Source organism: Eubacterium sp. AF22-8LB (assembly GCF_003458715.1).
Taxonomy (GTDB): domain Bacteria; phylum Bacillota_I; class Bacilli_A; order Erysipelotrichales; family Erysipelotrichaceae; genus Holdemanella.
The window spans coordinates 1-4,711 of the sequence record NZ_QRVI01000050.1 but is presented as its reverse complement, the minus strand read 5'-3'; the positions used below and the strand labels follow the sequence as shown (position 1 = coordinate 4,711).

The 4,711-nt window shown below is 33.1% G+C and carries 6 protein-coding genes; 3 read left to right on the top strand and 3 right to left on the bottom strand.

Annotated elements, in window-relative coordinates:
* Window positions 1-100: 100 nt before the first annotated feature.
* Both rpiB and DWY01_RS11190 read right to left on the bottom strand, forming a co-directional pair.
* Window positions 101-547 carry a ribose 5-phosphate isomerase B gene (gene rpiB / locus DWY01_RS11195; protein WP_117996198.1) on the bottom strand — a complete coding sequence of 149 codons (447 nt, stop codon included), beginning with the start codon at window positions 545-547 and terminating at the stop codon, window positions 101-103.
* A gap of 63 nt (window positions 548-610) precedes the next feature.
* A complete protein-coding gene (locus DWY01_RS11190) occupies window positions 611-1,006 on the bottom strand; it encodes a hypothetical protein (protein WP_117996197.1) in 396 nt (131 codons plus the stop codon).
* A gap of 179 nt (window positions 1,007-1,185) precedes the next feature.
* Here DWY01_RS11190 and gdhA point away from each other — a divergent pair, with 179 nt between their 5' ends.
* Both gdhA and DWY01_RS11180 read left to right on the top strand, forming a co-directional pair.
* Window positions 1,186-2,517 carry an NADP-specific glutamate dehydrogenase gene (gene gdhA, locus DWY01_RS11185; RefSeq protein ID WP_117996196.1) on the top strand — a complete coding sequence of 444 codons (1,332 nt, stop codon included), beginning with the start codon at window positions 1,186-1,188 and terminating at the stop codon, window positions 2,515-2,517.
* Window positions 2,518-2,596: 79 nt separating this feature from the next.
* Window positions 2,597-3,268, top strand: coding sequence for a YoaK family protein (locus tag DWY01_RS11180; RefSeq protein ID WP_117996195.1), 672 nt, complete (start codon window positions 2,597-2,599; stop codon window positions 3,266-3,268).
* Here the strand turns inward: DWY01_RS11180 and DWY01_RS11175 are convergent.
* Complete coding sequence (locus DWY01_RS11175) at window positions 3,234-3,821, bottom strand: histidine phosphatase family protein (RefSeq protein WP_256372093.1); 588 nt, start codon at window positions 3,819-3,821, stop codon at window positions 3,234-3,236. The two genes, DWY01_RS11180 and DWY01_RS11175, sit on opposite strands and share 35 nt — an antisense overlap.
* A gap of 243 nt (window positions 3,822-4,064) precedes the next feature.
* Here DWY01_RS11175 and DWY01_RS11170 point away from each other — a divergent pair, with 243 nt between their 5' ends.
* Window positions 4,065-4,628 carry a manganese efflux pump MntP family protein gene (locus tag DWY01_RS11170; protein ID WP_117996193.1) on the top strand — a complete coding sequence of 188 codons (564 nt, stop codon included), beginning with the start codon at window positions 4,065-4,067 and terminating at the stop codon, window positions 4,626-4,628.
* The last annotated feature ends 83 nt before the right edge of the window (window positions 4,629-4,711 follow it).

The window sequence follows — 4,711 nt, the reverse complement described above, 5'->3', positions numbered from 1 at the left end:
GTGCTCATCTATATTACCAAATACTTTATTCTTTGTAAACCCCTTTTTTAAAAAAATTTAAAAAAAAGAAAAGGATACTCTTTCAAGCATCCTTCAAATTCTACTGAGCATCTTCAATTGCGCTGATTTTTGCAATTCTACCTTTATGTCTTTCGCCCTCACTAAATGGAGTATTCAAGAACGTATGCACAATATCTTTACACGTTTCAATACCTGTTGTTCTTTGTCCCATACTTAACATATTTGCATCGTTATGTTCACGTGTTAAACGAGCCATTGTCACATCTGTACATAAAGCACAACGAATTCCTTTCACTTTATTTGCAGCAATCGAAATTCCAATTCCTGTACCACACATAACAATTCCTTTATCTACTTCTTTATTAACAACTAAATCCGCACATGCTTTTGCCATATCAGGATAATCAACACTATTTGTATCATGACAGCCACAGTCAATGACTTCGTGTCCTTCATCAATTAACATTTGTTTGATTTCTTCTTTATAAGTATATGCACCATGATCACATGCCATACCAATTTTCATTATCTTGTCCTCCTAAACACCTTTAATATATTTTACAACGATTCTAACTTTGCGTAAAGCACACTAGCTTTTTGCATCAAAAGATTTTCTACAAGAAGGACAATGAACCTCAATTTTCCCTTTTTTCTTAGGTACACGAATCATCTGTGCACATTCAGGACAAACTAAATATTTATATTGTTTATCCTTTAAATTCTTATATATTGCCTGTACATGATGTACAGTTTTTGCCTGCACACGAATGAATTTTTGGTTTTCAATAGATCGAGCTACGTAATTTTTTGAAAACGCGCGATACAAATAAAGGAATAAAGTTAAATAGAACAATACATAAATAACTATATTCCTTTTGAAGAATAGACTTAATATCAATAAGAATATTTCACAATAAAATATAAATTGATTTAATTTATCTGTTCCATATCTTCCCTGCATAAAACGATATAATTTTTCTTTCATAATTCATCACCGTATTCAATAATATCATACATTTTTTCCTCTATCCATGATCATTTTACGCATATTTGTTCACAATATATAGCTTAAAAATAAGATTATTTACATTTTTTCATTTTTTTATGAAACATTTTCAAATTTTGTGCTATAATCAACCCGTATTAATTAAGGGAGGACTTAAAATGAAAGACCTAGAGCAATTATATGAAACTGTAAAAAAACGTAATCCAAATGATAAAGAGTTTCTTCAAGCTGTTGAAGAAGTCTTTGAATCATTAAACGTCATCGCGCAAGTACACCCAGAAGAACTTGATGATGATGTACTAGAACGATTTGTAGAACCTGAAAGACAAATCGTATTCCGTGTTCCTTGGGTTGATGATAACGGCAAAACACAAGTCAATCGTGGTTACCGTGTTGAATTCAACTCTGCCATTGGTCCTTATAAAGGAGGTTTAAGATTTCATCCATCTGTAAACATCAGCATCATCAAATTTTTGGGGTTTGAACAAGTTTTAAAAAATTCATTAACAACACTTCCTATGGGAGGCGGTAAAGGTGGATCTGATTTTGATCCAAAAGGAAAAAGTGATCGCGAAGTTATGCGTTTCTGCCAAAGCTTCATGAGTGAATTATACCGCCACATTGGACCAAACACAGATGTTCCTGCCGGAGATATCGGTGTTGGAGGACGTGAAGTCGGATATTTATTCGGACAATATAAACGTTTAAAAAATGAATATAGCGGAGTATTAACAGGAAAAGGATTAACATTCGGTGGATCTTTAATTCGTACAGAAGCTACTGGATATGGTCTATGTTACTTTACTCAAGCTTTATTAAAAGATAACGGAACTAGCTTTGAAGGTAAAACAGTTACTATTTCAGGAAGTGGTAACGTAGCCATCTATGCTTGTGAAAAAGCAACACAGCTTGGAGCTAAAGTTGTAACTATGTCAGATTCAAACGGATTCGTCTATGATCCAGAAGGAATCGATTTAGCACTTGTTAAAGATATTAAAGAAGTTCGTCGTGGACGTATTAAAGAATATGTAGAAGGAAGACCAAACGCTACTTATACACCAAATGCTCGTCCATGGTCAGTTGCATGTGATATTGCTCTTCCATGTGCTACTCAAAATGAACTTGATTTAGAAGATGCAAAAGCATTAGTAGCAAATAAAGTATTTGCAGTATGCGAAGGTGCTAACATGCCAACTACACCAGAAGCAATCCACTATCTAATGAAAAATGGTGTATTCTACGCTCCAGGTAAAGCAAGTAACGCAGGTGGTGTTGCATGTTCAGGTCTTGAAATGTCACAAAATGCTCAGCATTTATCTTGGACTGCAGAAGAAGTTGACCAAAAAATTGAAAATATCATGGTTAACATCTTCGAAACATGTCGTGACACTGCAAAAGAATATGGACATGAAAAAGAATATGTAGTTGGAGCTAATATTGCCGGCTTCTTAAAAGTGGCTAAAGCAATGAAAGCTCAAGGTACTGTTTAATAAAATAAAAGCCGATATCGGCTTTTATTTTTTGTGATTTTGCATTATTATCTTTAAGGAAAAAGGTTGTGATTATTATATGAAACGAGCAAAACAAACATCCGAATCCATTGAGTTAGGTATTATTTTAGCTTTATCCGGAGGATTTATGGATGCATATTCTTATTTGGCTAGAGGTCACGTTTTTGCAAATGCACAGACAGGAAACATGTTATTGTTTGGAGTTAATCTAGCAAGCGGACAATTTCAAAATGCACTTCACTATTTATGTCCTGTGCTTGCTTTTGGTTTTGGAATCTTTTTAGCTGAATTTATACATTTTCAAAAAATTCAAAAAGTACATTGGCGTCAATTGATTCTTTTAGTTGAAATCATCATTTTATTCAGCGTAGCATTTATTTCATTTGAACAAAACTTATTGGCAAACTCCCTTACTTCCTTTGCATGTGGAATGCAGGTGCAAGCCTTTCGCAAAATACATGGGAAAGGATATGCCACAACAATGTGCATTGGTAATTTAAGAACAGGTACCCATGAACTCTGTAATTTTCTTTGCACAAAAAAAGTCCAGCATCTACAAAGTGGGCTTCTTTATTACTTAATTATTCTATCATTTATTTTAGGTGCCATCCTTGGAAACTTCTGTATTCAAAGCTTCTCTTTAAAAGCCCTATGGATCAGCGTAGCACTTTTAATTGTAGCCTTTGTTCTGATGTTTATTGACCGTGAAAAAGATGAGGCTTTTCAATAAGCTTGAATTCTCTATCATAATCAATCCTTGTGATTGAACAATTTGGAACTAAAATTGCTGTAGTTGGTTTTTCATGAATAAATCCTGGACATAATGCATTAACAATATGCTTTATCGCTGAACCATGAAACACAACTAACACATTCGCATTCGGATATTCGGATGCGATTTTTTTTAACTCATTAAAAACGCGTTCAATTACATCACTATGGTTTTCTCCTCCACAAAAACGATATCCATCCGGATAACTCACTCCATCTTTAAAAATATCTTCTGACTTTTCAGCTTCAAAATCCCCAAAGCTTTGTTCCTTTAACTTCTTTGTAGGAATAATATCTACATTTCTACCCTCTAAAATATAATTCGCAGTATCTATTGCTCTTTCACTTGTTGAACAAAAACATACATCAAAATTAACATTCTTTATTTCTTTACCTAATTGTTTAGCTTGAGAAACACCTAAATCCGTCAATGGTGAATCACACCACCCTTGAATACGACCTTTTTTGTTAAACATAGTTTCTCCGTGTCTAATAATATAAAAATGTGTCATATATATACCTTCCTTTTGAATCATTATAATCCATTTCAGTTAGATATCAATAACTATTTTACATTGTAAAGAAATTTTGATTTTGATAAGATAATCACGTTCATAAGGGAGTAGTTATCTTACATTAGTAAGTATTTAAGTCAACATACTGATCATTCGATCTGGCTTATTGTAAAAAACAAGACTTATGCGAAGAAAGACATCTTTTTTCGTATAAGCCTTTTTTGTTTTTAGGAGGAATATATGGATTTTGTAACTATTTTATTCATTGGAATCGGCTTATCAATGGATGCCTGTGCCGTATCCCTGGCAAAAGGTATGAGTCTTAATGAAAATAAAATAAAAGAATATGCATTGATACTAGCTTTTGCATTTGGCTTTTTCCAAGCCCTCATGCCCGCTATTGGTTATTTTGCAGGAAGCCACTTTGCAGAATACATTCAATCTATTGATCATTGGATTGCCTTTATCCTACTTGGTTTTATTGGTATCAATATGATTCGAGAAGGAAAAGAAGAAAAACAAGAGGATACAAAAATCCATAGTATATCTGTAAAAGACATCTTTCTATTAGCTATCGCAACTAGCATTGATGCTCTTGCAGTTGGTGTTAGCTTCGCCTTTTTAAAAGTGAATCTTCTATCCGCTATTATTACAATTGGAATCACAACCTTTATTCTTTCCTTTATAAGTGTATTATTTGGAAAAAAATTAGGCAGTTTATTTGAAAAATATGCAGAATATCTAGGAGGAACTATCCTAATTTTATTAGGCTTTAAAATACTGATTGAACATCTATTCTTTTAAAAAACAGACTTCACATGAAGTCTGTTCAGATTGTTGACAAAAGCCTATACCTTTTCGTAAGGACATAGGCTTTTTATTGTATA

What these genes read in the sequence shown, in the direction of transcription:
- rpiB (WP_117996198.1), bottom strand. Translation starts at nt 547, where the DNA reads ATGAAAATTGGTATGGCATGTGATCATGGTGCATATACTTATAAAGAA.
- DWY01_RS11190 (WP_117996197.1), bottom strand. Translation starts at nt 1,006, where the DNA reads ATGAAAGAAAAATTATATCGTTTTATGCAGGGAAGATATGGAACAGAT.
- gdhA (WP_117996196.1), top strand. Translation starts at nt 1,186, where the DNA reads ATGAAAGACCTAGAGCAATTATATGAAACTGTAAAAAAACGTAATCCA.
- DWY01_RS11180 (WP_117996195.1), top strand. Translation starts at nt 2,597, where the DNA reads ATGAAACGAGCAAAACAAACATCCGAATCCATTGAGTTAGGTATTATT.
- DWY01_RS11175 (WP_256372093.1), bottom strand. Translation starts at nt 3,821, where the DNA reads ATGACACATTTTTATATTATTAGACACGGAGAAACTATGTTTAACAAA.
- DWY01_RS11170 (WP_117996193.1), top strand. Translation starts at nt 4,065, where the DNA reads ATGGATTTTGTAACTATTTTATTCATTGGAATCGGCTTATCAATGGAT.